The organism is Micromonospora sp. NPDC050200, from assembly GCF_040656135.1.
GTDB lineage: Bacteria > Actinomycetota > Actinomycetes > Mycobacteriales > Micromonosporaceae > Micromonospora.
On sequence record NZ_JBFALG010000026.1, the window covers coordinates 91,194 to 96,316 of the forward strand.

The window sequence follows — 5,123 nt, forward strand, 5'->3', positions numbered from 1 at the left end:
CGCCGGCCCCCCCCGCTGACCCTCGTCCGTCGACGCCGGGCCCCGGGGGCCGCAGGGCGTCGTGGTGCGCGGCGGCCGGCCGCCGCGCCCCGCTCGTTGCGGACATCGTGTGCCATGGCCGGGGGCATGCCGCAAACGGAGTCGATCAAGCCCCGATCGCGGTGCCGCCCGGCTCGGCGGGAGTGGGTGCCGGACGGGCTGCCGGTCCGGGCCGGGACCCAGGCTCGGCGTGCCCGGCCCAGGCCGTGGTGATCAGGACCAGCGCCCCGACGTAGGTGACCATCACCAGCAGCCCGCGCCCGGGCAACTGCGCGCCCGCCGCGCCCACCCCGATCAGCAGGTCCGAGAGGAGGAACAGGGCGCCGCCGGCCGCCGCCCGCCGGGAGAACCCCACTGCGGCGGCAGCCATCAGGCCCAGCGCCAGGCTGTAGCCGAGCACCGGCAGCCGCAGGTCGCCGAGCCGCCCCCAGAGCAGCGCGTTCGCGCCCGCCCAGAGCGTCAGGTAGCCGGCGAACGCCGTCAGCGGCGCCCGCCGGTGCCGCAGGAACGCGGCCAGGAGGCAGAGCTGGGTGCCGAGGAAACACCCCATCCCGGCCAGGAACGCGGCCGTGCCGGGCAGCAGCAGTGCCACGTCACCCGCCGTCGCGAACACCAGGCCGGTCGCCACCGGGTCCCACCTCCGGCGTACGCCCAGCAGCCAGGCCAGCAGCAGCGGTGCCAGCAGCGGCTTCGCCGCCCACTGCAGGGCGGGTACGTCGATCGCGACGCCGACCAGCTCGACGGCGACGACCGCCCCGTACAGCCCGGGCCGGAGCCGCCTCATCGGGCGGGCTGCCAGCCGGGCCGGCCGAGGACGTGCCCCAGCCGGTGCCGCCAGGAGGTGGCGCGCCGGGTGTCGTTCCAGATCGCCGCGTACTCGTGGGTGGCCACCCGCAGCGGGTTGTGGGTGTCGATGTTCCTGGTCAGCCCGTACCGGACGGTGGCGCGCTCGGGCTCGAAGCTGCCGAAGAGCCGGTCCCAGACGATCAGGATGGCGCCGTAGTTGCGGTCGAGGTACTCCTGGTTGGCGCCGTGGTGGACCCGGTGGTGCGACGGCGTGTTGAAGATCCACTCGATCGGCCGGGGCAGCCGGTCGATCCGCTCCGTGTGCAGGAAGAACTGGTACAGCAGGCTGATCGACTGCTGCAGGAAGATCATCCACGGCGGGATGCCGAGCAGCGCCAGCGGCAGCCAGAACGGCAGTGAGGTCATCGGAGTCCAGCTCTGCCGCAGCGCGGTGGAGAGGTTGAAGTACGTGCTGGAGTGGTGCACCACGTGGCTGGCCCAGAACAGGCGTACCTCGTGGTGGGTGCGGTGGAACCAGTAGTAGGCCAGGTCGTCGGCGAGGAACAGCAGCACCCAGGTCCAGACGCTGGCGGGGGAGAGCTGCACCGGGGCCACCGTCCACAGTGCCGCGTAGAGGCCGACGGTGAGCAGCTTCCACGGGAAGCCGATCACCTGGCTGCCCGCGCCCATGGTCAGGCTGGTGGTGGTGTCGCGCAGCTCGTAGCCGCGTTCGTCGTCGTCGGGGGCGAACCGGTACGACAGCGCTTCCACGACGATGAGCAGCAGGAACGCCGGTACGGCGTAGAGCACGGCGGGGATCACGCTCGGCGTTCCCTTCCTGGCGGGGTGGTGGGGGTGGTGAGCGGGGCGGTGAGCAGCGCGTGGGCCTGCGCGGCGGCGTCGTCCCCTCGCCCCTCGGCGACGGCCGCGCCGAGACGCCGGTGCCCGGCGACGTCCAGCAGTTCGGCGGCGCGTCGCTCGGGCGGCACGTCGCCGACGGCCACCGCCCCGGCGACCAGACTGTTGAAGGCCAACAGGTACGCCGTGTTGCCGGAGCCGTCCACGATGTGCCGCCAGAGCACGATGTTGACCTCGCCCATCGCGTGCAGGTCCGGGGCGAGCGCGGCGTACTCCTCGACTGCCCGGGTGACGGTGCTCCGCAGCGCGGCGTCGGCCCGCTCGGCGCAGAGCCGGGCGGCGTCCACGCCGACGCAGGCGCGCATCTCCATCATGTCCCGCACCAGCGTGTCGACGGGGAGTACGTCGCCGGACTGGGCGAGGGACAGGGCCAGGTCGAGACCGGCGTGCACCCGCCAGTCCAGCACCCGGGTGGCGCCGCCCTGGCTGACCCGGAGCAGGCCGAGCTGTTGCAGGCGGCGCAGCGCCTCCCGGACGGCGTGCCGGTTGACCGCGAACACGGCGGCCAGCTCACGCTCGCCGGGCAGCGGGTCGTCGGGGCGGTAGCGGCCGCTGACGATGGCGTCGCGGAGCTGCGCGAAGACGTGGTCGGCCACGGAGCTGCGGGAGACGGGTACGAAGGCCACGGCAGCAGTGTGGCCCCGCACACATCAACCCGTCAACTGGTTGGACCAGTTTGCGTACCCGAAGAACGGCGGCCGGGTCGCCGACCCGGCCGCCGCCGCGTGGAACTCAGCCCCGGCCGCGCTCCCGCCGGTAGCGGCGGATCAGCCCGGCGGTGGACGAGTCCATCCCGGACAGATCCGGCGCGTCGCCGGTGAGCAGCGGCGCGAGCTGGTTGGCCATCACCTTGCCCAGCTCCACGCCCCACTGGTCGAACGGGTTGATGTCCCAGATCGCGCCCTCGGTGAAGACGATGTGCTCGTAGAGGGCGATCAGCTGGCCGAGGGTGCCCGGGGTCAGCTTCGGCGCGATGATCGAGGTGGTCGGGTGGTTGCCCGGCATCACCCGGTGCGCCACCACGTCGGCCTTCGTACCCTCCGCCTCGACCTGCTCCCTCGTCCGCCCGAACGCCAGCGCGGCGGTCTGCGCGAAGAAGTTCGACATGAACAGGTCGTGCATGTCGCCGAGGTCGTGGTTGGGCTGGCTGAACGCGATGAAGTCGGCCGGGATCAGCAGCGTGCCCTGGTGGATCAACTGGTAGAAGGCGTGCTGCCCGTTGGTGCCCGGCTCGCCCCAGAAGATCTCGCCGGTCCGGTAGTCGACCGGGGTGCCGTCCAGCGTCACCGACTTGCCGTTGCTCTCCATGGTCAACTGCTGCAGGTACGCCGGGAACCGGTGCAGGTACTGCGAGTACGGCAGCACCGCGTGGGTCTGCGCGCCGAGGAAGTTGACGTACCAGACGTTGAGCAGCCCGAGCAGCGCCGGGATGTTGCGCTCCACCGGGGTGGTCCGGAAGTGCTCGTCCACCGCGTGGTAGCCGGCCAGCAGTTCCCGGAACCGGTCCGGGCCGACCGCCAGCATCACCGACAGTCCGACCGCAGACGGCAGCGAGTACCGGCCGCCCACCCAGTCCCAGAAGCCGAACATGTTCTGCGGATCGATGCCGAAGTCGCGGACCCGCTGCTCGTTGGTGCTCACCGCGACGAAGTGCCGGGCGATCGCCGAGTCGTCCTCCGCGTCCAGCCCGCACAGCAGCCAGGTCTTCGCCTGGTTGGCGTTGGCCAGGGTCTCCTGGGTGGAGAAGGTCTTGGAGACGATCACGAAGAGGGTGGTCGCCGGGTCCAGGTCGTGGGTCTTGTCGTGGATGTCGGTCGGGTCGATGTTGGACACGAACCGGCAGTTGATCCCGGCGTCGCGGTACGCCTTCAGCGCCTCGTACGCCATCACCGGCCCGAGGTCGGACCCGCCGATGCCGATGTTCACCACCGTGCTGATCCGCTCGCCGGTGTGCCCCCGCCACTGCCCGGAGCGGACCCGCTCGCTGAACGCCGCCATCCGGTCCAGCACCTGGTGCACGTCGGCGACCACGTCCTGACCGTCCACGGTCAGCGAGGCGTCCCGGGGCAGCCGCAGCGCGGTGTGCAGCACCGCCCGGCCCTCGGTGGAGTTGATGTGCCGCCCGGCGAACATCGCCGCGATCCGGTCGGTGAGCCCGACCCGCTCGGCCAGCGCGGTGAGCAGGCCCAGGGTCTCGTCGGTGACCAGGTTCTTGCTGTAGTCGACGTGCAGGTCGGCGACCTCGCCGGTGAGCCGCTCACCCCGGCGCTGGTCGGCGGCGAACAGCTCCCGCAGGTGGGTGCCGCGCATCGTTTCGGCGTGCTTGCGCAGCGCCTGCCATTCGTCGGTGGTGGTCACACTCGCAGCCATCGGGTCGATCTTCTCCTTCACGACGGGGCGCCGGTGGCGCTCCTCGCGCCGCCCTCGGCTCGGCTCCAGCCTGCCACCCCGGCGGGGCCCGCGCGACGCGACGCGGCAGACCGTCCCGCACCGTGGCCGGCGACCGCCGTGCGACACCCCGCCGACCACCACCCCGCCGACCACCATCCCGTCGCGGGGAGGCCGGTGCGGCGCGGTCAGCCCTGCCGGGCGAAGAAGTCGGCCATCGCCCGGGTGTGCGTGGAGAACGCCAGCTCGACCGGCTCGGTGAGCACCAGCCACTCGGTGGCCTCCTCCGTCGGGGCCGACGGCGGCAGCCCGTCGGCCGGCCGCTCGGGCAGCTCACCGAAGATCATGATGGTGCCGCCGGCCGGCGCCCCGTGCACCGCGAACAGCCGCGCCTGGTCGGCCTCGCCGATCAGGCCGGTCTCCTCGCGCAGCTCCCGGACCAGGCCGTCGGCCCACTCCTCGCCGTACTCGATGAAGCCGCCGGGCAGGGCGAGCAGGCCGCGTGCCGGCTCGATGTCCCGGCGGACCACCACCAGGCCCAGGCCGGCGTCGGTGCGGACCGGCAGCAGCGCCACCGCGACCGGCAGTGGGTTGCGCCAGACCGCCCCGCCGCAGGCCGCGCAGACCCGCGGCCAAACGGCGTCCGCCGGGTAGGCGGCGCCGCAGAACGAGCAGTAGGAGTACGGGGAGCCGGTCATGTCGCCGCACGTTACCGGCCAGGCGATCGGCCCGCCTTCCGTCGGTCGGCCTCAGCGCGCGCCCGGGTGCAGGAGCCGCTCGGCGATCTGCTGGACCTGGGCCGTCGTCATCCCGGTCCGCCGCGTCACCGTGAGCGGGTGGTCGGTCGGCTTCACTTCGACGAACGGTTTCTCACCGACCGGCCGGGTGGGCCGGCGGCTCGGTCGGGTGGTCGTGCCGGTCGCGACGGGCTGAGGGCCACCCGGGCCGCCACGGACTGAGAAGCGCGTCGGGCCGCGCGTGCCCGCGCGGCC

At 72.9% G+C, this 5,123-nt stretch carries 5 protein-coding genes and 1 pseudogene; all 6 read right to left on the bottom strand.

What is annotated here, in order from left to right; genetic code table 11:
- Positions 1 to 145: 145 nt before the first annotated feature.
- On the bottom strand, positions 146 to 823 hold the full coding sequence (locus AB0I41_RS18860; protein WP_357108857.1) for a lysoplasmalogenase: 678 nt from the start codon (positions 821 to 823) through the stop codon (positions 146 to 148).
- The gene (locus AB0I41_RS18865; protein WP_357108860.1) at positions 820 to 1,647 is read right to left on the bottom strand and encodes a sterol desaturase family protein; all 828 of its coding nucleotides are present in this window, start codon (positions 1,645 to 1,647) and stop codon (positions 820 to 822) included. The genes AB0I41_RS18860 and AB0I41_RS18865 overlap by 4 nt, the downstream gene beginning before the upstream one ends.
- A complete protein-coding gene (locus AB0I41_RS18870) occupies positions 1,644 to 2,369 on the bottom strand; it encodes a GntR family transcriptional regulator (protein WP_357108863.1) in 726 nt (241 codons plus the stop codon). The genes AB0I41_RS18865 and AB0I41_RS18870 overlap by 4 nt, the downstream gene beginning before the upstream one ends.
- 106 nt (positions 2,370 to 2,475) lie before the next feature.
- Positions 2,476 to 4,113, bottom strand: coding sequence for a glucose-6-phosphate isomerase (gene pgi / locus AB0I41_RS18875; RefSeq protein WP_357108866.1), 1,638 nt, complete (start codon positions 4,111 to 4,113; stop codon positions 2,476 to 2,478).
- 206 nt (positions 4,114 to 4,319) lie between these two features.
- On the bottom strand, positions 4,320 to 4,829 hold the full coding sequence (locus AB0I41_RS18880; protein WP_357108868.1) for an NUDIX domain-containing protein: 510 nt from the start codon (positions 4,827 to 4,829) through the stop codon (positions 4,320 to 4,322).
- A gap of 51 nt (positions 4,830 to 4,880) precedes the next feature.
- Positions 4,881 to 5,123 (bottom strand): annotated as a pseudogene (locus AB0I41_RS18885) (hypothetical protein); the annotation flags it as partial.